This is a genomic window from Nonomuraea sp. NPDC049714 (assembly GCF_044465295.1).
In the GTDB taxonomy this organism is placed as follows: Bacteria; Actinomycetota; Actinomycetes; order Streptosporangiales; family Streptosporangiaceae; genus Nonomuraea.
Map to the genome: position 1 here is coordinate 51,076 of NZ_JBITLM010000005.1, position 23,815 is coordinate 74,890.

13 protein-coding genes are annotated in these 23,815 nt (G+C 66.7%); 4 read left to right on the forward strand and 9 right to left on the reverse strand.

Annotated features, from left to right (window positions below; all coding sequences use genetic code 11):
• Positions 1 to 198: 198 nt before the first annotated feature.
• The 4 genes from ACIBQX_RS21060 to ACIBQX_RS21075 all read right to left on the reverse strand — a co-directional run bounded on the left by ACIBQX_RS21060 (position 199) and on the right by ACIBQX_RS21075 (position 9,701).
• Positions 199 to 5,466, reverse strand: coding sequence for a hypothetical protein (locus tag ACIBQX_RS21060; RefSeq protein WP_397006894.1), 5,268 nt, complete (start codon positions 5,464 to 5,466; stop codon positions 199 to 201).
• A 420-nt stretch (positions 5,467 to 5,886) separates the two neighbouring features.
• Positions 5,887 to 6,546 carry a hypothetical protein gene (locus ACIBQX_RS21065; RefSeq protein WP_397006896.1) on the reverse strand — a complete coding sequence of 220 codons (660 nt, stop codon included), beginning with the start codon at positions 6,544 to 6,546 and terminating at the stop codon, positions 5,887 to 5,889.
• Between the two features lie 76 nt (positions 6,547 to 6,622).
• Positions 6,623 to 8,749 carry a hypothetical protein gene (locus ACIBQX_RS21070; protein ID WP_397006898.1) on the reverse strand — a complete coding sequence of 709 codons (2,127 nt, stop codon included), beginning with the start codon at positions 8,747 to 8,749 and terminating at the stop codon, positions 6,623 to 6,625.
• 31 nt (positions 8,750 to 8,780) lie between these two features.
• The gene (locus ACIBQX_RS21075) at positions 8,781 to 9,701 is read right to left on the reverse strand and encodes a hypothetical protein (protein WP_397006900.1); all 921 of its coding nucleotides are present in this window, start codon (positions 9,699 to 9,701) and stop codon (positions 8,781 to 8,783) included.
• 951 nt (positions 9,702 to 10,652) lie between these two features.
• Between ACIBQX_RS21075 and ACIBQX_RS21080 the strand changes: the two genes are divergently transcribed.
• Entirely contained in the window at positions 10,653 to 10,877 is a 225-nt protein-coding gene (locus tag ACIBQX_RS21080) for a hypothetical protein (protein ID WP_397006901.1), read from the forward strand.
• Here the strand turns inward: ACIBQX_RS21080 and cutA are convergent.
• A complete protein-coding gene (cutA, locus tag ACIBQX_RS21085; RefSeq protein ID WP_397006903.1) occupies positions 10,843 to 11,175 on the reverse strand; it encodes a divalent-cation tolerance protein CutA in 333 nt (110 codons plus the stop codon). The two genes, ACIBQX_RS21080 and cutA, sit on opposite strands and share 35 nt — an antisense overlap.
• A 423-nt stretch (positions 11,176 to 11,598) precedes the next feature.
• On the opposite strand from cutA, the gene ACIBQX_RS21090 reads away from it, so the two are divergent.
• On the forward strand, positions 11,599 to 12,864 hold the full coding sequence (locus ACIBQX_RS21090) for a hypothetical protein (RefSeq protein WP_397006905.1): 1,266 nt from the start codon (positions 11,599 to 11,601) through the stop codon (positions 12,862 to 12,864).
• Positions 12,865 to 13,408: 544 nt separating this feature from the next.
• On the opposite strand, the gene ACIBQX_RS21095 is transcribed toward ACIBQX_RS21090, so the two are convergent.
• Positions 13,409 to 13,948, reverse strand: coding sequence for a hypothetical protein (locus ACIBQX_RS21095; protein WP_397006907.1), 540 nt, complete (start codon positions 13,946 to 13,948; stop codon positions 13,409 to 13,411).
• Positions 13,949 to 14,101: 153 nt separating this feature from the next.
• Here ACIBQX_RS21095 and ACIBQX_RS21100 point away from each other — a divergent pair, with 153 nt between their 5' ends.
• Complete coding sequence (locus tag ACIBQX_RS21100; protein WP_397006909.1) at positions 14,102 to 16,942, forward strand: BTAD domain-containing putative transcriptional regulator; 2,841 nt, start codon at positions 14,102 to 14,104, stop codon at positions 16,940 to 16,942.
• 366 nt (positions 16,943 to 17,308) lie between these two features.
• On the opposite strand, the gene ACIBQX_RS21105 is transcribed toward ACIBQX_RS21100, so the two are convergent.
• The 3 genes from ACIBQX_RS21105 to ACIBQX_RS21115 form a co-directional block, all read right to left on the reverse strand.
• Complete coding sequence (locus tag ACIBQX_RS21105) at positions 17,309 to 20,974, reverse strand: helix-turn-helix domain-containing protein (protein ID WP_397006911.1); 3,666 nt, start codon at positions 20,972 to 20,974, stop codon at positions 17,309 to 17,311.
• Between the two features lie 348 nt (positions 20,975 to 21,322).
• Positions 21,323 to 21,460 (reverse strand): hypothetical protein, encoded by a 138-nt coding sequence (locus ACIBQX_RS21110; protein WP_397006913.1) that lies wholly within the window; start codon positions 21,458 to 21,460, stop codon positions 21,323 to 21,325.
• 328 nt (positions 21,461 to 21,788) lie between these two features.
• Positions 21,789 to 22,973, reverse strand: a complete 1,185-nt coding sequence (locus tag ACIBQX_RS21115) for a cytochrome P450 (RefSeq protein ID WP_397006915.1) — start codon at positions 22,971 to 22,973, stop codon at positions 21,789 to 21,791.
• Between the two features lie 88 nt (positions 22,974 to 23,061).
• Between ACIBQX_RS21115 and ACIBQX_RS21120 the strand changes: the two genes are divergently transcribed.
• Complete coding sequence (locus ACIBQX_RS21120; protein ID WP_397006917.1) at positions 23,062 to 23,682, forward strand: TetR/AcrR family transcriptional regulator; 621 nt, start codon at positions 23,062 to 23,064, stop codon at positions 23,680 to 23,682.
• Positions 23,683 to 23,815: the final 133 nt, after the last annotated feature.

The following is a 23,815-nucleotide window of genomic DNA, read 5'->3' on the forward strand; positions in this document are numbered from 1 at the left end:
CCCCCGGTGACCCTGAGTTCGCGCCGCTACGCGAAGGCCTCACATGGTCATGACCTGGGCGGATGTAATTATCGGCAGGCGCGCAGTCGCCCAGCGCCCTGGGAACGCTCGGCCCGACACAGCGGAACCCAGCGCTGACGACGAATTGTGTTCTTGAGCCCCACAGCTACGGACGCTGTGGCCGCGCCCTCGAAATCACTACTCGTCCAGTTGCTGAAGGCTCACTGCAGCTCGATCGCCAGCGGCGGCCAGGCCGTCGACGATCCGGTGGTAGCGGCTCCTTATGTCCCCGACGATCGCACCACGGTTGCGGAGTTCCGCTAGCCATTCCTCCAGGAACCAGAGACGATTGGCGAAGAGAGCATAGCGCTGGTCGATGATCGACTCGATCCAGGTCAGCGCGGTTGTCGCCTGCCACTGCCGCGGTGCGCTCTTCGCGAACTTGATCACGGCGTCAGCGGCTTTGGGCTCCCAGCGGGCGAGGCGTAGCCAGCGGTCCGCAAGCTGACCTAGAGCGTCGGGCTGAAGCCAGTTCTCACGGCATCGAGCGAAAGTGCCATCGATGTCCGGGTCTGACGTCCTCGCGTTCGGGGTGGGGAGCAGGGCCGCAGTCATGTAGTCGAACGAATGACGGCGCTGCGCGCGCAGCCCGACTCCGTCACCGACGGCATCAAGAGCGACTTCCAGCGCCCACGGCCAGAAATCGACCATGGATCGTCGAAGCTGCTCGTCGTAGGTGAAGAGGGTGCCGAATCCGCTGAAGAGCATGTGCAGAGCGTTGGAGTCTGTGGCGAAGTACTCGATGTGAGCCCTGATGGGGTCTCGGTCGCCGTCCAACGCGATCGTGATCATTCGCTGGGCGATCGGCTCGTGGTGGATGTGCGCGTGATGGTCGTATCCCTCCTTCCACCAATGGGCGAGACCTCTGCGGTGGGCGTCCCAGAGCGGCGCCCAGAGATCGCCGACCGCATCCTGAAGGCACGACACGCGTCTGGCGTCGACCATGCACGCCAACGGCATCCGCAGCCGATTGACCATGAACTGGTCGTCGGCAACGGCCGGGAGCGACTCGTGGAATGGCGCTGGCAGCGGATCAGGCTCCCGCTGCTGCGTTTCTTGGTTCCACGGCCCCAACCTGCAGTCGATCAGCCCCGCCATTGCGGCGATCCACGCTGGTCCGTGCCGGTGGCATGGGGCCGAGCCTTCGTCGATGTCGCACGGGATGGCCCAAATCGGCTCGCAGCCCTTGACGTAGATCGCACGTACCTCATCGAAGAGGCTTGTGGCGAGGGACCGCAGACAGTCCTCAACACGCGGCCGGTCTAGATCCAGGTTGTCGAATGGCTCGAGGAGAAGTAGTGCTGCGGCCGCAGCCGCAGCACGGTCGGCCCCCATTGAGAACCATGTCCCGCTGTAGGTCATCTCGTCAGTTCGTGGGTTCTCGGCAGCCCAGATCACAGCGTCAATCGCCCAGATTAGGCTGGATACATCCAACCTCACACGTCCCAGGGCGTGGGCTCGCACTGCTGCCGCGGCGACGGCCACGAGGCCGTTCTCCGGCCACAGCGCTTCCTCTGGGATCTGCTCGTCCTCGACGAGCCTACGTGCGGTCGCAAGATCTTCTTCGAGGTTTTCGACAGGCCAGCTATCGGGGGCATCGTTGTAGCGCCCGTAGCGGTTTTGGAGGCCGAGTAGAACGTTCCCTCTCTGAAGTTCGGCGCTGCGGGGCTCGAGTACTCTGTCGATGCGTTCGGGTCGATCGAACTGGACGACGATCTGGTCCCCGTCTCGACTGGCCCGATAGTTCTCGATGCGAAACTCCTCCGCCCAACTCTCGATCATCGCGAGGTAGACGTCGTGATCGCCTTCGACGTCGGCGAGCTCGGCGCGAGCACTCTCGACGAGTTGGATGCCGACTGCCTGGAGTTGGACGAGTCGATCCTCATCGCCAGAGAGCCGAGCGTTGATCACCATCGCGCTAACGGTCTCATGGAAGGTGTGCCTGCGCCGGTCGGCCCCGGTCAAGTTGTCGGCATCCGCATCTCGTCCTCGAAATCCGAAGTCACCGGTAACACGACTGGTCTCAAGGTGCCAGACGGCCGGGGAAGCAAGGAAAGGATCAAGGAGGGTGCCAGTCGCCTCCCGATGTCGAGTCAAGAAGCCCACCACGAGTCCGGGCACCGCGAGATTGTGGCAGTGGCGAAGGAGAAGTTCGACGATCGTTTGGGCTGGGACGTTCAGCTGCTCCAAGAGGTGGTCAATGAAGCGCTCCAGCGCGAGAAGCGCGCTCGTACATGGGGGCGGCCCGACGCTCGTGCCGCGATACCACGCCCAGACGTGACCATCGCCGACATAGAGCCGATCACCGACCCCGGGCAGGTCGAGGCCTACGCCCTCAGGCTCGGCAGAGCGGTCGCCGTGAGCGGTCAACTGGTCAACCCGGAACCTGGCGGCGTGATCAAGCATCCGGTTGATGAAGCCAATGGCTTCTACCGGGATCGTATTGAGCAGGCGGAAGAAGGGCCCGTAGTACCAGGCGGCCTGCGGTACCGCGAATCCGGGGGTAAGTCCGTGGCGGAAGTCCCGAATGCCATCGTCGAAGGGAGAGCCGCCACCCCAGCGATCACGTGGATCGGGGCGTTCGATGTAGTAGGCCTCAGCGAGATCCAGCAGCAGCTTCGGCCGCTCCTGCGACATGCTGACTGCGACGATCGCCGACTCCACCGCGGGGTTGAGGCCACCCGGCCTGTCCATCGCCACTTCGCGAAGCCATGCCTCCGCTCGGTCGTCGAGATCCGGTCCCAAGGAGGCGAGCGCCTCCACGGCGAAGTCGTCGTAGAACGGCGGGGTGCTGTCGAGGATGACGTCGCGAACCTCTTGACGCAGAGGATGTGACGGTCGGCGGGCACTCGCCATACCGCGGAGCCAAGCCAGGACGAGATCCTGGACGGTCTCATGCATGGCTCGGCTGCCGAGCCACGGTCCGCGCTCGATCGTGGGCCGCTCGCAGAAGACCACCTTCACAAGTGGTGCGAGCGCATAGGCATCGCCTTTCGTGCCGATCACATATCTGGTCTGGGCGAGGCGGAGCAGGGTCCCAAGGCCAGCACAGTTGTCTTCCGTCAAAGGCCCCCAGTGTTCGCGGATGGCCGATTCCGCGTCCCCGAGAGCCAGGAGGGCTTCATACGGCACCTCCGACCACCTGTCGCCGTGAACATCGGCGATCTCACCAAAGGTCGTCGACAGGCTCACCCAGCCACTCGAGCCGTCGCGGTGAAGCAATGCGGTCTGGCATCCGAGACGAGCCGCGCGGATCGACCAGCGTGGGGCTCCAGCCGAAGCAAGGAGATCCCAACCGTTCGCGATGAAAAGACGACAGAGTGCGAAGTCACGGAACAGATCGGTAGCGAATTCATCGCCTGGCGAAAAGGCGGGATTGTTGGGTACCCGCAGGACGCCGTCCGAGCGCAGCTCAGCGGAGCTGCTGCCATGAGGAGGTTGGCTGGTGATGCCGAGGGCACGTTTGGCCACGCTCAGGGCGGCCTGTTCACGATCGTCTGGGGATGCGGTACCTGAGGCATGGATCTCGTCCCGACGGATGAGACTGCGCCACACCGCAGAAAACACGTCCGCCTCGCATAGCAGGTTGGCCGGATCGAGAGCCACGCCCGTTCGGAGCAGCACGTCGACAAGACCTGGTCGGCCAAGAAGCCACCCCGCGCGCGGGTCGTCATCCAGACGAGCGAGGGCAGCGAAGGCCGCCGGAAGGGCTTGACGCTCTTCGTGGGTCAATGGCGGCACCACATGCTCGGCCAGGGGTCCACCAGATTGAGCCAGCTCTACGGCTCGAGCCAGCTCGTCACGAACCTGGCGGGAGCCATCGCCGCGAGTGACGGCAACCACGCCGAAGCCAGCCCTCAGCGCGGCTGTGGCGACCGTCCGGAAAACCTGGCCCTTACCTTCGAGAACAGACTCCGCGCCATCGATCAGAAGGAGACGGATGGGCTGCACCTCCCCAGTTGCCATCACCTCGTCGATAGCGGATCCACCGAGCTGGGTCTCGAGGTCGGCTGGGGCGTGAGGGAGATCGCGCAAGCTGAGACTGGAAACGGCGGCGCCCTCCATTTCGAGGTTCTCAACCGCGCGTAGTGACAAGGCGGACTTACCGACGTCTGGATCGCCGGTGACCACAAGAGCGCCGACGGACACGCCTGCCGATCGCATGGCCTGAATGAGGCTCGACCTTTCTTCGGCACGCTCCAGCTCCAGTGACTGCGACGCCGACTGCAGCGCCGGCTGAATCGACTCGCGCAAACGAACGCCGAGCCGATCCAACGTCCCCCACGCGCTGGCGAACCTGACGGATCTCGCTAGCGAGAAGGGGCTCAGGCTCCGGCGGATCACCGATTGCGTCAGGACCGCGCCCTGCGGCGCCCATCCCCCTACCAGCTCTTCGATTCGGGAGAAGAGTGCGTCTGCCGCGGCGGGCGTGCCGTCGCGAATCATGCGCTGCAGAGTGTTGACTGCTGTCGTCCGGTCTACTCGGTCTGTCCTTTCCAGACGCAGGTTTCGTGTGCTGAGACTCCAGAGGAGTCGCCAGGTCAGCTCTTCTACGCCCAATCCGCTGGTCGAGGCGAGTCCTATCGATGCCTGCCGGACCAGGTCCTCGATATGGGTATGCCGGCTGCGCATCTCGATATTCGTTCGCCCTGGCTGTGTCAAGCGATCCGCCAGAGCAGCCGCGTCAGGAAGAGCGCGAGCAAGCTCCGCGAGTTCAGCGAGCTGTGATATTGCCTTGGTGTTCGTTGATACCGCAAGCACGATCCGCCACCGCCCCGAAGCCGCCTCGGGCCAATGATCCGTGACGACCGTCAAGAAGTCACGAATCAGGGGAACTGACGCGCTATCGCTTGAGGTGAGCACAGGGCTCCTGCGAACGGCAATCGAGGAGCGGTGCATCTCGCCGTGGGAGTCACGCCCTTCGATGAGAATGTCGTCGACATCGCTCAGATCGCTCGCCTGAAGACGAATGGTGTCGACGGATACGGCATCGCCAAGCTCGGACAAGGCTTCACCCGCGAGGAATCCGGCAATCAGACACGCCGCGTAGGAGTGCTCCAAGCGGACGCCACCGCCGCCCGTCGAGTACGGACTCGATCCGGTCGAAGGCACTGCGCTGATAGGCGTCGTCTCCTCGAGCCAGGCACTGATCGAAGGGTTTGAGACCGCGAGCTGCCACAGGATGGCTTTCCCTGATCTCTTCGAGATGGCGAACCCGGCTTCTGACAATTTGGCCAGCGCGGTGTTCGCTGTGGTCGGGGAAACGCCCAGAGCAGTTGCGACCTTTCGGCCGGAGAGTGGGACGGTACTCTCGGCAAGTACCTTGAGGGCGCCGTACGCGCTCTCGCTGAGCGTTGCCTGAAGCGTCTCTCCCGCTGTTGCCATGGCACCAGCGTAGCGCTTCATGTCCAATTCTACTGGACATGGGAGGCGCTACTGTTTCGACTTTTATCCTTAGGTTCCGGGTTCGAGCCCCGGGGTGCCCTACCACTCTGACCTGCTGGGTCAATGTGAATCTATAGTCACGTTGTCTGATCGTGAGTCACGGTGAGCCACGCGTGAGTCGCACCTCTACTTTGCGGCCCTTACGCACCTGCTTGCGGTCTTCTGAGCAGCTCTCAGGACTATCTGTGCTGTGGCTCGAGCGCTGTCGTGGTAGAGCTTCGGTAGCACCGAGGTGTAGACGTCAGCGGTGAGCACGATGCTGGCGTGGCCAGCAGGCCCTGCACCACTTACAGATCGGCGCCTGAGGCCAGGGCTAGTGTGGCTACGCCGTATCGGAGGTCATGTAGCCGGCCTCTGTGCTTCTGCACAGGTGACGCTCTGTCAGGTAGGCATGTCGCCGTTGCTGGTCTGTGCGACGCCATCGGCGGTGAGTTCCTCGGCCAGATCTCGCCACCCAACAGTAGTGAGGAGAACATGAGCGATGAGCTGTATGTCCTTTGCTTTGTCTGGGTCCTCCAGGGTTCGCTGCGCGGCTGTGGCCAGCACCTGCGCGAAACGATGCGCGACATCATCGGTGTTGTCGTTGATCATCGGACGAATGACGGTATCGAAGGATTCCCACGACTTGAGTAGCTCGCCCTGGGCCAGGTGCTGCTCAAACCACCAAACTCTGGCTTGCCGCACGTTCGTCAAGGCTGTTTGAGCTAGGCAGCGGAGCCGCTCAGCTGCCAGCTCTTGCTCCAGGTGGGCAGCACGTAGTGACTGGTCGTACGAGTCTGCCCGTTGGGCGTTGTCGGGAGTGAGCGTCAGGCTGATGCGTGCCTTGATACGTAGGCCGGGATACTCCGCTGCGTCTCGCCATGTGGCGAGATCGAGAACAAGTTGCTGTTGGGCGGTGTATACGTCTGCAGGGGCAGTGCCCGAGATGCACGCGCGAGCTGCGCCATAGACCTCGGCCAGCGCGGCGGCTCGCGCTGCTCTGGCCGAGGTCAGAGCGCATGCCGGGCCTCCATACCTGAACCAGACGCGCCCGTCGGCCATGAAATGGATTCCAGGTATTTGAGTGGTCAGGGCCGCATGGAGGGCGGTACTGCGCGGCCACGGCAGCAAGCGCATGTCACCCAGCCCGCACCAGCGTGTCGAGCACTGCGGCTTCGTTGGTCATCGGGTAGAAGGCTCTGGACAGGACCGCGTGCCAGAATGTTCCAGGGTCGGGGAGCTTTTCCTCTGGTAGGAATCTCTTGAGGTCCTGGTAGCGGTCGCCGGCGAACACCGCACCGAGCAGGTCGATCAGCACGTCGCCGGGGAGAGTGCCTTGCTCGGCCCGAGCGGCCCAGGTGCGAATGATGGAGTCAGCGATCGGCATGGCATCGGGTTCCTCTAGAGCTCGGCGAAGACTGGTGACGACCATGGCATGGGTCTCGTCGCTTCGCAGCTCGTGTCCGGCCTCGCCCATGAGCAGTGTGCTGCCAGTGCTCGTCCCCGCCAGTGCCATGAAGGCGATGAGGCCCGCGCGTGGGTAGCGGCCATCGGCAAGCCAGGATTCGATAGCGGCGCGAACGAGCTGTGGATGTGCTGTAGCCAGGCAGACCCAGGCGGTGGAGACCGCATCGCTGCCGAAGGCTGATCGCTCTCCGGCCAGGCGCAGTCGTGCCAGGGCGGGACCCGGCATCCTGGCACCAAACGAGCCGCCACAGACCTCCGCGACGAGGTCGATCACGTCTTGGGTAGGCGAGCCGTACAGCCAGGTGTACAGGCGGCTTCGCATGTAGGAGCCGAAGCGCTCATCCAGCGCGGCCGTCGACAACGCGCGTACCGCCAGCGCTCGGCGCCTTGGTGCCAAGGTGTCACGCAATTGCTTGAACACCTCTCCCGCGCGGTAGTGGATGCCCAGACCTACCAAGGCGTCAACGACCAGCGCGGCGTCATCTCCGGGGAGTTCAGCAGCCTGACTGGCGGCCCAGCTGACGAAGCGTTTGTGCTGGGTAGGGAACTCTAGCCAGAAATGTCGTAGAACCGACGAGGACAGCCCCTTCTTGCCGAGGTCAAGCTCGACACGATCTCCGTTGTCCTTGATGAACGCGGACGCGAAGCGTTTGGAGGAGATGTCCCCACCCAGGATCTCTTTGGGGGAGCGGTCATCCCCCAATTCACCGATCAGTGCGTCCGACATCCGAAGAACGGACTCGCGTCGTCCGCCGTTGCACAAGGCACCCGACCACAGGACGATCCTGGCGTGGAGTTTCTCGGGAAAGGTATCGAAGAAGGACTTCCAGCCTTGGTACTGATCGATGATGTGCCGGGGATCGTCCGTGGGCGAGGAGGCGATCATCTTGGCGAGCCGGCAAGCGTCTTCGGCCCTCGGGGCCGAGTCCCAGATCGGCTTATAGAGCGGATTGTCGAGGATTTTGCTGCCCTCTGCGACGCCACGAACGACTAGCTCTCGCTCCACCAGTGTCTTGGCATCGGGAGAACCGAGCTCCACCACGGCGTCGCGGGCTTCGTCCGCCCATGGACCGCTCCACGCGAGATGCGTGGTGATGATCACGATGCGGGAACCCTGCTGCTTGCGCTGAGCCGCCCACTGAAGCAGTTCGGTGCCGAAACCCCGTTTCGCTGGCTTGTCGGCGGGCTCGGACAGGTCTAGGAGGAAGCCGCCGTTCGGCAACTTCTCCAGGCATTTCACGTTGGGTCTTTGCCAGGCAGCTTCCAAGTCATACAGGTCCGACGAACCGCGCACATCGCAAAGGAGCCGCAGGGCGGTGGTACGTCGGCCACTGCCTGCAGGGGCGAGAAGAACAGCGATTCCCAATTCGGCGAGCTTGGCTGCCGCGTCCTGCAAGCCGCTCTTCGGCGGGACGAAGCGCTCATCCGCACACACCGCGACGTCCTGTGAAGATATTGCGATGGGCTCGACGTGATCGCCTGAGTAGTAGTGGAAGTTCTGCAGCCTGGCCGCGAAGGTGATGTTTCCCTCTCCCTCAACCGTAACCGTAACCTCCGAGGCGACCTCGGTCTGTTGCGGAGCTGGGGGTTCGTTATCGATTAGCTCGACAGAGATGGGCGGTGTAGCTTCGAGCATCTCGGCTGGGACGTCGGCCTCTTGGGACGGCGCGGTGTCGTTGTCGGCCCGTATGACTGAATCGCTGCTGGGCGGCTCGGCGGGCAGGGGCTGAGACGCTGGCGGCCATGCGCGATCGTCGGCAAGCCGGGTGGGCGGGTCTGCGGGGGGATAGCCGTTCATGTTCTCCCTTAATGATGACGGGACGATGGGGTCATTGCCTGCGGAAGTCGAGGTTGTGGAAGGTCTGGGTTTCGGCCGCCCAAGCAGGACCTGATCCGTTGTTGGTCAACGAAATGCTCGGCTTTTGCTCATATGGTGCGTGGCCTTCGTGCGTGCCGCCGTCTGGACCAAGGTGAAGGCCCCACCTGCTCCGAAGGGTTCGCTGTAGAAATTGCGCGTCGATCTGGCCTGCTCGAGGCCCGCACTCCTGGGCTAGATCGCACAGATGCGCGAATAGGTCAGCGGCGCTCGCCTGTCCCCGGAAGGCTGTCGCGAGCTCGTCCATTTCCGAACGTGTATCGCGGCCGTCAGGCCCGAGATCGACCTGCCAGACATGCAGGGAGGCGAGGACGCGATGAGCAAGGGCCGCCGCTTCGCCGTCGGGCATGAAGGCCCCGGCCTCAATCGCGGCTACCACATGAGCGTGCCGGGCGCGTATTCGACTGCTGGTGATGTTCTCGCCCATCAGCGCCTGTAGGGATGCGTAGTCGGGTTGCGCGCGAGCGATCTCCGCCACCTCCCGCAATTCGGCCAACTCGTTGGCGGGTCCTCCGGCGATCAAGCCGAGCCGCAAGGCACCTTCAGCGATGTCGGTGCCCTGTTCCTGGATGGCCCGCACCGCCGAGGCCATGACCTTGATGAAGTCCGGGTCCTTGCCCCGGATGTGAATCTTCTGCTTGACCTGCATCTGGATCCGCGGGCCGGTGGGGGCGGGAGAGCTATGAGCGACGAGGTCGTCGAAGGGGTGGCCCGATACTTGCTGCTGTAGTCCGATCTGGTCGAGGGGCAGCTGGATTCCGATCGGGATGTACGCGCCACGCAGAAGCCGACTGAACATGACAGCAGCGAACTGATATTCGAAAATTGTTCCAGCTCCGCCGGTCGCTTTCGGGGATGAGACCCGATCATTCACCTAGATCACCCGTCCGTTCTCCTGATCACCCTGAACCTTCGCCGTCAGAATAGAAGAACCCACCGACAAAAGCGTCGAGCTACCCTTAACGCTCTGTCCGATATCAGCGATTCGTGTAGCCAAGAACTATTTGTCAGATTTGGGACGACCCACAGCTAGTTAACGGCTTCATCCGAATAGCGCATACAAGACTCATAGATAACAGAAAGTCATCAATGCATGTGATCCGGTGGATATCGGTGGGCCCCGAGCCACCAGCCCGATACGAACGCCATCGCCCCGGACAAAGAGAGGCAAACAGCGCCCTACGGGACCTCGTCCTTAATCCGTAGGTTCGGGGCTCGAGTCGCAGGCGTCCTACCACTCCGAACTGCAGGTTCACCTACTTATGGGTCAAGAATCATGGGGTGGTCACGCCTGGGACGTTGCGCCTGCCGAAGTTGCGTCCTTACAGGTCAAGCGGCATGTGAGTATTCGTGAAGGACTCCGCCAAGTCGATCCCGTCTACGGCCCCTCAGCTCGACAATCAGTTCCGTGACCGGCCCCAGACGGTGCGCAGCGGGGCCGCTAGATCCTGCGGGGCGTGTAGATGCGGCGTCTGGTCTTGCCGGGTCTCGAGTTGGCGAGAGTCGGCCACCTGGCCACGTGACAACCCGAGAATCGTCGTTGCCTAGGGCCGCCGAGGATTTCAGCTGTGCATCAGCTTGCGATGGCAAGCAACTCCACCCCACGTCACCATGGTCAAAGGACGCCATTGGCCCTAATGTTGCTCGGTGGTTGCTCTTCGGCATCCGGAACGACATAGCACCGGACACCATTCTTAGACATTTCGATGGGCGACATTGGTATTCAGGATGGTACATTGAAACATGGATTGATAGGGCCCGGCATTTATGCCGTGGACTTTTAATCCGTAGGTTCCGGGTTCGAGCCCCGGGCGCCCTACCCCACATGACCTGGGTGGACTCCCTGATCTTCGTGATCCGGAAGCCCGCCCAGTTGCATTTCTACGCGCGCCGAGCCCTGGAGTCCGCCCAGCGGACCGAGTCGACGTGGGGCCTGCAACACCTGGGCGCCGTGGAGAAGACACTCGCCACCCAGCAGGACCCCGTCGCTCGTGAACTGCTCGGCGACCTGATCTCTACACGCCGGACTCTGGGGTCGTCTCCCGCCTGATCCACTCCAGGTAGTCCGCCGTACCGGCCACCAGCGGAACGGCGATGATCTGCGGCGCCTCGTAAGAGTGCGACGCCCGTACACGCGCGGCGAGCTCGTCGAACCGCTCAGCCGTGGTCTTCATGAACAGCAGCCACTCATCAGCCCGGTTGATCTCCCCACGCCACCAGTAGACGGACGTGACTGGAGCAACGAGCTGCACCGCCGCAGCCAGGCGTTGAGTCACCACCACCGAGGCGATCCGCTCAGCCTCATCACGATCCGGCACGGTGACATGCACCTCAAGGAACTTGGCCATGCCGATCACACTGCCGAATTGTTCTTGTAGGTATCAAGCGGCGGCGCGGCGCGCCGCCGTACCCCGGCCCTCCGCCCGCCCGCCGTCCGGGCGTGCGGCCTGGGGGCCGGTCCCGGACGGCGGCGGGACACCGGGCCGGGCGCCGCACGCCGGCCCCACCGTACGGACCGAACGCACCGGCCGGGATTGCCACTCCGCCGCACAGCCCTACGATCGCCACCGCATGGCCGGTCGCCGTACATGGTCGGGGGCGATCGACGATCCAGGGTTCGTTCCTCACCCTGGCTCACTGGGCAGCGCGGCTGATCACCGTATTCGGGAGCGTTCGAAACGGCTAGAGGGGAACACTCACAGTGATGACCCCCGAGTGGCGTTTGAGCAGGCTAGAGAGGGCTTGGGGGAAGCAGTTCGTAGACTGAGCGGATGCTCCATGCCGATCACGCCAGGTTGTGTCGGATCGCAGACAAACTCGCTGCGGCGCGTGCCCTGCCCGTTCTGCCGGATGCTTTCGGTGTGGAGGCGCATGGGTTCGAGCTTGGGCCGCCTCTGTCCGAGGCTGTGGTGACCGAGTTCGAGGAGCGGCATGAGGTGACGCTCCCTGCGGAGTACCGGTTGTTCGTCACCGAGTTGGGCGACGGCGGCGTCGGTCCAGGCTTTGGGTTGCGCCGTCTCGACACTTCATGCTGTACGCATCACCGGTCGGGGCACCTGGCTCAGCCCAGTCCGTACCTGCCTGGTCCGCGTTACGTCGACGATTGGGAAGAGCGGTACGAGGATCCGCCGGTTCCGGATCGCGCTTTCCTTCGAGGCACGCTGGAGATCGCCGGTCACGGGTGTTCCCTCGTCACCCGGCTGACCGTGGCGGGACCGGCGCGGGGACGGTTGTTCAACCTCGACCATGAAGGACCAGTCGGCCCTTACGTAGTCGAGGATGCCGACTTCTTGGCCTGGTATGAGCGGTGGCTGGACGAGGCGGTCGCCGGTTACGACGTCGGCTGGTTCGGCGAGCGACTCCCGCTGGAGGAAGCCGAGCTGGTCGCCCTGCTCACCGATGAGCCGTCATCAGAGCGTCGGGCTCGTGCTGGGGAATCGCTGCTGCAGTTGCCGGCCGTCAGTGAAGGCGGTTGGGCAGTTTTGGTCGACGCCGTGATCACCGACGCGCATCCCACTGTGCGTGCTGTGCTGTGGGATCTGCTGCGCTGGCAACGACACCGGCACGGGCGTCCGCTGGACGACGCTGATGCGATCGCGGACGATATCGCGCGGCACGCCAGGTCGTATGCTCCACCGGACCTGAAGGCGCTCGGCATTCTGCGCAGGCTCACCTTCGCCGATCTGCTGCCGGAAGTGATGTGTTATGACCTCGAACGGCGTCGACGGGCGGCGTACCGGCTGGCCTGGGAGCCCTGGGAGTTCAGACGTGAAGATATCCAGCAGAACGTCCTCGTCGACGTGGCCAGTGGGCTCCTGAATGATGACGACCCGGTTCTCCGCTCACACGGCGTCGTCGTTGTCCGCCAATTCAGCCTGACCTGTCTTCATTCAGTGCTGCGCCGACTACAGAAGACGGAGACCGGCCCATGGGTCCGGCATCACATCGACTGGTGCTTCGATGGGTCATCCACCCACATGTGGGGCGGTCCCCCGACCATGATGATGCAGGGATTCAGCGAGGACCCACCGTTCTAACCGCACGCCCGGACGCCGTACGTGCAGGCCAGGAGTCATGGAGCTTGATCGAATCGTCTTCCTTTCATCCATGGGTTCCGTTTCGAGTCCCGGGCGCCCTGCAACCGATGACCTGGCGCGGTTGCGGTCCGCTTCCGAGGTGCTACTGGTACCAGTGGGGACTCAGGCGCGTCTTTCATGATCCGGAATATGCGCGGAACGACCTATGGAGGCGGCGTCCGGTTGTCTGGCCGCGCCCCAGGTCAGGGGCTGTAGCGAACGGGAACTGGCGATCTTCTGTAAAGCCGCCGGCACTCAGGCGAGGATTGTCAGACCGCATGGCCAGTTGCAGTTCTCATCCATTCACCGAGGTCCCATGCAGGTCAGCCGCTGGTGTTGGTCCAGATGGGACGGCATGGAACTATGATCGGCCGAGCTTTCAATCCGTAGGTTCCGGGTTCGAGCCCCGGGCGCCCTACCACTCTTGCCCTATTTGACCTGCGAGTTCTCGATTCTCTGGCGTTGTGATGCCCACGGCGGCGAATTGCCCGCTCACCGAGGTCGATCAGGAGGTTGCGGGCCTGCTGAGCGGCCCACGCACCGGTCGGTGGCTGGTCACGCCCAAGATGTGCACGTGTCGCGTGCGGACCTCCATCACGAACAACACGTACAAGCGCTTCAAAAAGATCGTGTCAACATGGAAGAAATCGCAAGCCAGGAGCTCTTCGGCCTGCGACCGTAAGAAGGTGCGCCAGGAAGTGTCGAGATGCCGCGGCGCCGGGCCGAAACAGCGCGAGCGCATGATGCGTCGTACGGTGGCCACACGCAGCAGACGACGATGCCACGCCGGTAACGTCGCCGGAGTGATCAGCCGATGAGCGCGCAGCCCGGCTGGCAACCATCGAGTCAACGCCGCGAGAACAGCACGATCGGCCCAGTCCGGATTCGGCCGTCCGACCTGACGCCGCAGCACCGCCACCTCGTGACGCAACACCATGATCTCCGCGTCCTTCGACGCTTGGCTTCGACCTAGCACCATCAGCCAGTCGGATACCCGGAGCGTGATCAGATAGAGCGGGCGGACCAGCACAGGAGAGTACGGCACAGCGAAGAGTCAACGACACGGCGACAGCGCGCCAACCCGCGGTGCGTTCCGGTAGGTTCATCACCTGCCGCTCAGAAGATCGCGGAGGAGGCCCTCCAACGGGTAACGGTCATGACCGATTCAACGCTGGTCCTGCCTACGGAGGGTTGTGCGATGGGACTGCAGATCAAGATCTTGGGGCCATGGGAGCTGACGGCGGACGGCGATGTGCTGCCGCTGACCGGCAGCCGGCGGATCGGTCTGCTGACCCGGCTGGCGTTGAGCGCCGGCCGGGTGGTCACCACTGACCAGCTCCTCACCGATGTGTGGGGGGAGAGCCGGGCGTCGACGGCGCCGAAGCAGCTCCACATCGTGGTGTCGAAGCTTCGCGAGTTTCTGGCGCCCCGGGCGCTCCACGAGGTCATCGTGACCGCGCCCGGTGGATACTGCCTGGACGTACCACCTGATCACGTCGATGCTCACCTGTTCATGAGGCTGGTGCGCGAAGCGCGTGCCGGCCGGGCCAGGGGAGAGATCGTTACGGCGGACAAATCGTTCCGGCAGGCTCTGGCCTTGTGGCGGGGAGAGGCCCTGACGGGCATGTCGGCGGAGTGGGCCCAGATCGAGGCCACCCGGCTGACGGAGGAACGTCTCACCGCTCTGGAGGATCACGTCGATCTGCGGATGGCGGCGGGTGATCACCATGCGGTGATACCGGATCTGACCGTCCACATCGAGGCGCACCCGCTGCGGGAGAGGCCGCATGCGCAGCTGATGCTGGCGCTGTATCGCGCTGGACGGTCGTCGGAAGCGCTCGCGGTCTACCAGGAGACTCGCCGCGTCATGATCCAGGAGCTCGGCATCGAGTCGAGTGCCGCGCTACGCCGGCTCCAGCAGGCGGTGCTCGCTCGCGATCCCGTCCTCGATCTGACCGCTCCGCCGCAGGATGCCACGCTCGTCGACACCGTCGCCCCGGCGGAGCTGCCCGCCGACACCCGCGCCTTCACCGCCCGCGATGTCGAGCTCGGCTGGCTCGACAAGGCGCTCACCGCCTCGGAAGCCGGCACGCCGGCGATCGTCGCCATCGGCGGCCCCGGCGGGATCGGCAAGTCCGCGCTGGCCGTACACCTGGCGCACGCCGTCGCCGATCGCTACACCGACGGCGTACTCTACATCGACCTGCACGGCGCCACTGACGGCCTCCGGCCGCTGTCGCCGCTCGAGGCGCTCGGCCGGCTTTTACGCTCGCTCGGCCTGGACGGCTCCGCCGTACCGACCACGGTCGATGAGGCCGCGGTCCGCTACCGATCCCTCACCTCGGCGCGGCACGTGCTGCTCATCCTCGACAACGCCCTCGACACCCGCCAGGTCCGCCCGCTCATTCCCGCCGGGTCGGGGTGTGCGGTCGTCATCACGAGCCGGCAGGTTCTCACCTCAGTCGACGGGGCGAGCCATCTGAACCTGCCCGGGCTCGACCCGTCCGAATCCACCGCACTGCTGGCCCGTATCGCCGGTCCCGGCCGGGTCCACGCTGAGCCGGAGGCCGCCGGGCGGATCGTCCGGCTCTGCGGGGGCCTGCCCCTCGCCCTTCGCATCGCGGCGGCACGTCTGGCCGCCCGCCCCGACTGGACGCTGTCCTACCTCGCCGACAGGCTCGCTGACGCCACCCGCCGCCTGGACACGCTGGAGCATGCCGACCTGGCCGTACGCGCCGGTATCGCGGTCAGCCTCCATCACCTCCAGGAGGAGCCCGCCGGCCAGGACGCCGCCCACCTGTTCGCCCTGCTCGGCCTCCTCGACACGCCTACCCACACCCCGGCAGCCACCGCCGCTCTCGCTGATCGACCCGAGCGCACGGTGGCGGATGCGCTGGACCGCCTCCTGGACGCCCGGCTGCTCGAATCGGCGGGGCCGGGCCGCTACCGGATGCACGACCTCGTCCGCCTCTACGCCCGCGAACAAGCGGACGGCATCGTCCAGGAGAGCGATCGGGTGGCCGCCACCCGCCGCGCGTTGCACCATTACCTCGCCACCACCAGGACGGCCAGCCTTCTGCTCGATCCCACCTCCCCTATCGTCATCGATCTCCGCGCCGACCAGCCGGGCCTTCGCCTGGACACACCGCAGGAGGCGATCGACTGGATCGAGCTGGAGCGCGACAACCTCATCGCCGTCGCCCGGCAGGCCACCACCCGCACCGACGATCCCGGCACCGTGGAAGGCCTCGCCGCCAGTCTCAACAGGCCCTTCAGCCACAGAGGCTGGCTCGCCGATCTGACCGAGATCCATCACCACGCCCTGAACGTGGCCGCCCGGACTGGTGACTGGGCGGCCCAAGCCCGCGGGCACAACCAGTTGGGCCTCATCCACAAGAACCAAGGTCGCTTCGAGCCTGCGGTCGAGCAGTTCGAACGTGCCCTCACGTGCTGGGATCGAGCAGGTCTGCCCCTGCGTAAGGCGGGCACCCTCCACAATCTCGGCACGACCTACGGCAAGCTGGGGCGGTTCGACGAGGCGCTTGCCACCCAGGACGAGGCGACAGCGACGGCGACAGCCAGTGGCCTGCGCGACTACCAAGCGATGATCCTCAACGGCCGGGCCGCGGTGCTGATCAGAATGGGCCGGCTGGACGACGCGATCGACGCCAGCCGACAAAGCCTGGAGATCTGGGCGGAGTTCGACAATCCCTACGGCGAGGGAACGGCGACCGACACGCTGGCCGACGCCTACCGACGCGCCGGCAGGCTCGTTGAGGCCGAGGCCGGATACAGGAGGGCGGCCTACCTCCACCACAAGGCCGGTGCCCGCGCGCTGGAGGCCGTCACCCTGTGGGGGCTCGGCGACACCCTGCACGATCTTGGACGGCAGGACGAGGCGCGGAAGCGCTGGCACCAGTCGGCTCGGATTCTGTGTGATGTCCATCTCCTCACCGAGGAGGAGCTGGAGGTCCTGCTCGCCCAGGACCTCCCTCAAGTCCCCGACCCCGTCAAGCACTTGAGCGCGGGAGCGCGTTGATCAGATCGATGATCGCCCTGTGGACGACCTGCTCGCAGAGGAACCTGATCTTCGACTTCGGTCTGGTGGTCTCGGGCAGGCGGATCGGCCTCGGTCTCGGCGAGTGCCTGTGCTTTGATGCGGCTCTGCCCCTCCGGCTCCGACAATCGCGCACCGAGTCGCTGAGCGGTCACGCTTGACCACGACACCATCGAAGGAGTAACCGCCAGGACCGCCGGATCATGGAGCTGCCCGAAGCGACCTCGTTGAAGATCTCGACGGCGCCGGGCCGTGATGCTGCGCCCCCCGTTGAACCTGGCAGGTGGCCGGCGCGCTCGCCCACGACCCGCCACGCTGGACTCCCGCGGCCCAGGGCAACGGTGCAGGTCAGGAGTCCGGGCCGAGATGGCTGCGGCGTTCTTCCGCGGTCAGCTCGCGGGTACGGCGTGATTGGGCCAGTTCGAGCACCGTTCCGGCCGGGCCGCACACCTCGCAGGTGCGGGTCCGGACGAGGCTGCCGCCCAGACCGGTCCCCAGCGAGCGACCGAGGAAGATCTGCGGGCTCAGCCCTCTGACGATCCGCGTACCGTCGGGGCTGAACGCCGCGAGACCGCCGGTCGCGCCCCAGCCGGTCAACTCCAGCGGTTCGCCGCCACCTGCCGCCCGCCAGAGCCGCAGGTGGCCCGCGGGTTCGTTGGTGACCAGCCAGGTGCCGTCAGGGCTGAAACTCACTTTGCGGACGGTGTTCTCGGCGCCGTACAGCACGTCCGCAGGCTCGCCCTGGCCGTCGATGTCCCAGAGCCGGATGGCGCCGTCCGCGGCCGCGGCGGCCAACCGCAACCCGTCTGGGCTGAAGGCGAGGCCCGTGATGTCCTCCGCATGGCCGCGAAGAATCTTCGGCTCTCTCTTGCCGGTCAGGTCCCAGACGACGACGGTGTGGTCGTCACGGGCGTCGGCCAGCTTCATGCCGTCCGCGCTGAGTGCCACGTCGCCGTCGGCGCGGCCGGTGGGCCGGGTCTGCCAGCCGGCGAGCGCTGTCAGCCCGCCGGACGGGGAGACTTGCCACACCTGCGGTTCGGTGCGGGAGGCGCCCGCCACGATCCGCTTCCCGTCGGCGCTGAACACCAGGCCGATCGGGAGGCCGCGGAAGGGCGCGGGTGTGGTGACTGGCGCGCCGGCGGTGGTGAGGTCCCACAGGCTGAGGGTCCCGGCCCGGCCGATGCCCGCCATCCGCCGGCCGTCAGGGCTCAGCGCGACGAGGTAGCCGGTATCACGCGGGCCGCGCACCTCGGCCGGAGTCGCGCCGCGCCATATCTTGATACGGACGTCCTGCGGGCTGAGGAGTGAATTCGGCCCCGTGCTGACCGCCACCGTGCTCGTGTCAGCGCTGAGCGCCAGGGGCCTGCCCTCGGTCGGTGCCGGATCGCCCGCTGTGACGTCCCACGTCCGCATGGAGCCGTCCGCATCGACGCTGACCAATGACTTCCCGTCCGGGGTGAACGCCGCCCCGCGCGGATTCCCCTTCGGGCTGCGCAGCACCAGTGGGTCGGCGTCGCTGCCCGTCGTCCAGACGCGAATCACGCCGTCGGCGCCATAGGTCGCCATACGATCCCCGGCCGCGGTGAACACCAGGCCGTTCAGCTTCGGGGAGTGGCCGGCCAGCTCGATCTGCGGGGTCCAGTCGCCGCTCGGCGCCTCCGTCGCGTCCCAGACACGGGGAACGTCGCCTTCGACGGTCGCGACCCATGGTCCACGCGGGCTGACGGCCACCTGCTCCGGCTCGCCGCGCGTGGCCGCGCGCTGCAGAACGGGCCGGTCCCGGGTCATGTCCCACAGTCGCAGCGGCGATCCGTTGCCCCCGGTGGCGAGCAGCCGCCCGCTGGGGCTGAACGCGACGCTCCTGACCGCGCGGCCGGGGACGCTGAGCTTGACGGGCTTGGAGCGTCCCGGCTTCCAGATGCGCACGCCGTCGGTGTGCGCGCTCGCCACAGTCCCGTCCCGGCTGACGCTGACGCCGTGGACGCCACCGTCAACGGTCCCCAGAACCACGGGCGGACCGCTTGACCCCAGGTCCCACAGCACCAGCTCTCCTCCGGAGCCTCCGGTGACGAGCTGCCGGCCGTCTACGCTGAACGCGGCGCTCTGGATACCGTCCGTCCGATCCGCCTGGAGCACATGTCCGGCCCGGCGCGGTGCCGTACCGTCCAGGCTCCAGATCTCTAGGCTGGCCGGGCCCGACCCGGCGCCCCAGATCGCGATCTTCCGGCCGTCCGGGGTGGCCGTCGTTCCTGTGACCCTGCGCAGGCCGACCGGGGTGGAGTCGCGCAGCCGGGAGTCCGCAGTGGCCTGGCGGAGCACGAGGTCGGCCTCCGGAGTGGGCTCCGCCTCGTACGCCTCGATCGCCAGCAGCAACGCCAGCTCCGGGTCTTGCGGGAGCTGGCGGCGTGCTTCGGCGGCCAGCCGTACCGAGGCGGCGCGGTCCCGCTCGACGTCCCTGTCGCCTACCTGGACCAGGACGAGCGCGGCCAGCGCGATGACCGCGACGGCAGCGACCGGCAGCCCGCCGAAGGCGAGACGGGTCCGGCGGCGGGCTCGGTCGCGCTCGGCCGCGCTCGAGCGGCAGGCCGCCAGGAAGGTTCGCTCCAGCTCGTTCAGCGGTACGACGCTCGCCTCGCCGTCCCAGAGAGCGAGGCGAGTGCCGCGGTACAGGTAATCCTCGCCGCACCCGTTGCGGTCCCACTCGGCCGCGTCAGACGTGAGCCGCTGGTGCCGCAGAAGGGCCTCACGGTCGGCGGTGAGCCATTCCCGCAGCCGGGGCCAGCCGGTGAGAAGCGCTTCGTGCGCGATGTCGACCAGGTCCTGGTCCACGACGATGAGCCTGGCGGCGGCGAGCCGGTCGAGGACCGCGTCCAGCTCGCCGGCGGGTCCGATGCCGGCGAGGTCGTCCCGGTCGAGCCCCCGGCGGGTGTCGGAGCTGCCCGAGCCCAGGGCGACGAGCCGCAGCAGCACGGCGCGGAGCAACTGCTGCTGGTCGGCTTCCAGATCGGCGTACAGGTTCTCAGCGGTCCGCGCGATCGCGCCGGACACACCACCCACGGCCCGGTAGTCCGCCAGCGCCAGCGTGTCTCCCTGCTGCCTGCTCCACGTTTCGCGCAGCGCGTGCGCGACCATCGGGAGCGCCCCCGTCTGCTCGGCGGCCTCGGCCACCACGGTGACCACCAGATCCGGGTCCACGCTCAGCCCCGCCCGGGCGGCGGGTTCGGTGATGATGGCGCGCAGCTCCTGCTCGGACATGGGCCCGACCGGCAGGTGAAGGCTGTCGAGGAGGGCTGCGGTCAGACCGGGATGCGACATGCAGCGCTCGTAGAAGTCGGTGCGGATCCCGATCACCAGCGCCGGGCCGTCCTGACCGCTGACGAGCTCGCTCAGCGCGTCGAGGAAGCCGGCGCGTTCCTGCTCGTCGGCGCAGAGCGTGAACGTCTCCTCGAACTGGTCGATGATCATCACGTCGGCGCCGTCAGCGTCGGAGGCGGGCAACCGGGACAGCGGGTGCGCACCCGGAGTGAGCAGCGTGACGGTAGTTCCGTCGGCGGTCAGCCGCGCGGCCAGCCCGGCCCGCAGCAACGAGGACTTGCCGCTGCCGGTGGCCCCGCGGACCACCGTCAGCGGTCCCTGCTTCACGGCCTTCAGCAGGACCTCGAGAAGGTCGTCCCGGCCGAAGAACAGGTCGGCGGCGTCGACGTCCAGCGGAAGCAGGCCGGGGTAAGGGCAACGGCGCTGCGACCGTTCGAGTTCGGCCGCGACCAGCTGCCACTTCCGCTCCCATTCGGCGTGGTCGCCACCGCAGGCGACGGCGTACGCCAGTGTCGCCTCAAGAGTGGGCAGCCGCGTCCCGGTGGCCGCCTCGGCGAGGGTGCTCCGCGAGAAATGCGCGCGCTCCGCGAGTACGCGGTAGCTCGGTCGCCCGGCCTCGTCCCTGAGCCGGCGCAATTCCCAGGCGAGCCTTTCGACGGGACCGGCCAACGGATCCACCGGCTGCTCGGGCCGCCCCAATGTGCATTCACCTCTGGTTGTCCGGAGTCTTCGCCGCGTTGTCCTGGACCCACGGAGGGCTATTTCGGACATCCCTGCGCCGCCTTAGACCTTAGATCTCCAGCACGACAAGAGGGGGCAATAATGAGATTTCACGTACAGGGATCCTTGGAGATCCACACGGGGGATGGAGCCGTCGACGCCTACGTGAACCGGGCCGGGCTCCTGTGCGGCATGGGCGACAGGGTCTACGTCCGGCGCGACGTCGAGGCCGGCCTGACGCTCGCGCCGGCCCATCCCCACCTACTGTGCCTGCGCGGCCGACTCCTGGCCGAGAACAACGACACTCCGGCCGCTAAGGCGGCCCTGTCAGCCGCGGCCGCAGCCGACTCCAGGCCGGCCGAGGCGGGAGCGTCCCGCGATGCTCTGGCCGACCAGGACGGAGACCTGGACGCCCCCGTCCAGTTCGTCGACGTCCACGCGGACGTTGCCGCGGTTGCAGGACACCTCGGAGGAGGGCGGGGGCCGGCCGGGCGGCCTGGTCGTAGTCGTTCAGCGCCCCACCACTCCACACCTTGTCTGACCTGGGGTTCTCGGTTTTAGCGGGCCTTCGGCAAGGTAGAAGTTCGTCCTGTTAGTTGCTCTTCGGCACGGGTCCGGCACATGGCCACCGTGAGCTGGGCCCAGATGGGGGGGTGTTCCGTTGGGATCCCCTAACGACACAGCCCCGGCCCCGAGGGCAGCGTAAAGGCCTGCGCATCCGGTGTGCGCGGGCTAGGGCGGACCAATGGGGGCGTTCCAGCGGTCGGCGATGGCGGCGGCGCGCTCATGCCGGTCACCAGGTCACCGGCAGAGCGGTCAGCCCGCCGGTCAGGGTGCGCGTGTCGAAGGTCAGCTCCTCCACCGGGCAGCCCAGACCGAGGGTGGGGAAACGGGCGGCCAGCTGGGAGAAGACGACCTGCAGCTCGATCCGGGCCAGAGGGGCGCCGACGCAGTAGCGGGCGCCGTGCCCGAACGACAGGTGCGCCGTGGCGGACCGGTGAACGTCGAACCGGTCAGGGTCGGCGAAGGTGGCCGGATCGTGGTTGGCCGCGCCGGTGTCCAGCAGCACCAGATCCCCGGCCCGCACCCGCACGCCGGCGATCTCCAGGTCGGTACGGGCGTAGCGGGGGATGCCGCCGCCGCCCAGGCGCGGGGCGCGCAGGATCTCCTCCACCGCCGCGTCGATCCGGGCCGGGTCGTCGACCAGGACCTGCCACTGGCCGGGGGTGGCCAGCAGCCACAGCACACCCAGGCCGATCGCGGTGACCGTGGTCTCGTGCCCGGCGAACAGCAGAAACATGCCCATCGCCGCCGCCTCGTCGTCGCTGACCCCCTCGGTGGCGGCCAGCCGCGAGATCACATCGGCATCCGCATCACCGGCGGCGCGCTTTCCGGCCACCAGCTGCTGTCCGTAGCTGAACAGCGCGCTCAGGCCTTGTGCCGAGCGGGCCCGGTCGGTGACGTCCGCGGTGTCCCTCGTCCAGGCGCGGAACTGCTCGCGGTCGTCGAACGGGACGCCGAGCAGCTCGCAGATGACGGCAATCGGCAGCGGCACGGCGAGCGCGGCGTGCAGATCGGCGGGCGGCCCGGCGGCGGCCAGCTCATCGAGCAGGTGCGTGGTGAGCGTCTCGACACGGCCGCGCAGCGCGCGCATCCGCTTGGGCGAGAAGTGCGGCTGCAGCAGCGAACGCATCCGCCGGTGGTCGGCCTGCTCGGTGTCGAATCCGCCGAGCGGGCCGCCGAACAACTCCGACTCGCCGGTACGGGAGGCGCGTTCGGGCTCGGGGTGGGCGCGGCCGAGCCGGTCGTCGTCCAGCAGGGCGCGCACCTCCTGGTACCCGGTGACCTGCCAGGCGGGGTCGCCGGTCGCGGTGCGGATGGCGTGGATGGGGCCCTGGGCCTGCAGCCGGCGCAGCAACGGCGGCGGCTGCAACGGGCCGGGCTGTTCGTACGGAAGCTGGGCGGGGGCGGGCGGCATGGCTCCTCCGATGAGGTAAACACAGGTTTGTATACTTCGATGTCTATTAAGCTATATGTACACTTGGACTTCTACAAGTGGGGGTGGGATGAGCAAGCCCGAAGCAGGCGAGAGCCACCACGGGGCCGTCGAGGCCATGCCGGCCCAGCCGGTGCGCAGAATGCGGCGCGCGGAGCGGCGCGAGCAGATCCTGGACGCCGCCACCCGCGCCTTCGCCCGCGCCGGCTACGCCGCCACCGGCCTCGACGACATCGCCGCCGAGGCCGAGCTCACCCGCGCGATGCTGTACCGGCACTTCGAGTCCAAGGCCGACCTGTACCGGGCTGTGCTGGACCGCGCCTGCACCCGCCTGGCCGAGGCCACCGGCGCCGACGATTTCGACGAGAGCGCCATCTCCGCCCTGCTGCGCGCCGCCACTGCCGACCCCGACGGGTTCAGGCTGCTGTTCCGCTACGCCGCCCGCGAGCCCGACTTCCGCGACCTCATCGACTCCATCACCGCGGCCTCCCGCGAAGTCGGCCGCCGCAACCTGGCCCGAGTCATCCCCGAGGGGCCCTGGCTGGACTGGGCCGCCAGCCTGATCCCCGGCTTCACCCTGGAGGCCGTCATCGCCTGGCTGGACGCCGGCCGCCCCGACCCCGACCAGGCCGCCGACCGCATCGCGGCGGCCGTGCACGGCGTCATGGCCGCCGCCCAGCCCGCACCCTGACGCGCAGAAAAGTGTCAGCCGGTGCTGCCGGGCTGTCCTGCATGACGACGCTCATGTCGGATTCGATCTTCTGATGAACCGGACGGTCACGGACATGGCCGACCTGCTCCCAGGTCCGGCCTGCCGCCGCAAC

Coding starts and splice junctions, on each gene's coding strand:
- ACIBQX_RS21060 (WP_397006894.1), bottom strand. CDS start 5,466: ATGAAGCGCTACGCTGGTGCCATGGCAACAGCGGGAGAGACGCTTCAG.
- ACIBQX_RS21120 (WP_397006917.1), top strand. CDS start 23,062: ATGAGCAAGCCCGAAGCAGGCGAGAGCCACCACGGGGCCGTCGAGGCC.
- ACIBQX_RS21115 (WP_397006915.1), bottom strand. CDS start 22,973: ATGCCGCCCGCCCCCGCCCAGCTTCCGTACGAACAGCCCGGCCCGTTG.
- cutA (WP_397006903.1), bottom strand. CDS start 11,175: ATGGCCAAGTTCCTTGAGGTGCATGTCACCGTGCCGGATCGTGATGAG.
- ACIBQX_RS21080 (WP_397006901.1), top strand. CDS start 10,653: ATGACCTGGGTGGACTCCCTGATCTTCGTGATCCGGAAGCCCGCCCAG.
- ACIBQX_RS21090 (WP_397006905.1), top strand. CDS start 11,599: ATGCTCCATGCCGATCACGCCAGGTTGTGTCGGATCGCAGACAAACTC.
- ACIBQX_RS21100 (WP_397006909.1), top strand. CDS start 14,102: ATGGGACTGCAGATCAAGATCTTGGGGCCATGGGAGCTGACGGCGGAC.
- ACIBQX_RS21070 (WP_397006898.1), bottom strand. CDS start 8,749: ATGAACGGCTATCCCCCCGCAGACCCGCCCACCCGGCTTGCCGACGAT.
- ACIBQX_RS21065 (WP_397006896.1), bottom strand. CDS start 6,546: ATGGCCGACGGGCGCGTCTGGTTCAGGTATGGAGGCCCGGCATGCGCT.